The organism is Rhodomicrobium sp. Az07, from assembly GCF_018619475.1.
Taxonomy (GTDB): Bacteria; Pseudomonadota; Alphaproteobacteria; order Rhizobiales; family Rhodomicrobiaceae; genus Rhodomicrobium.
This window is the reverse complement of the sequence record NZ_JAHFZG010000093.1, coordinates 1-219: the sequence shown is the minus strand read 5'-3', so window position 1 is coordinate 219 and position 219 is coordinate 1. Positions and strand designations below refer to the sequence as shown.

Below are 219 nucleotides of genomic sequence, written 5' to 3'. Positions count from 1 at the left end.
CGGATGACGAAAGCGCGTGAAGCTCGGCCAGCTCTGGGCTTACGCCCGCGACGACAGGCCATGGGGTGGCTCCGATCCGCCCGCCGTTGTCTACTGCTATGCGCCAGGCCGGCCAGCGTCGGCACCGCTCATCCTGTCCTTCTGCTGGACGCACCTGAGGAGGCGGTTCTATGAAATCGCTGTGGGCGGCAACGCGCCGCTCGCCGACGCCGCGCTCGC

The 219-nt window shown here is 68.9% G+C and carries 1 pseudogene; it reads left to right on the top strand.

Annotation, left to right across the window (positions count from 1 at the left end):
* Positions 1 to 7: 7 nt before the first annotated feature.
* Positions 8 to 219 (top strand): annotated as a pseudogene (locus KKP04_RS15455) (IS66 family transposase); the annotation flags it as partial.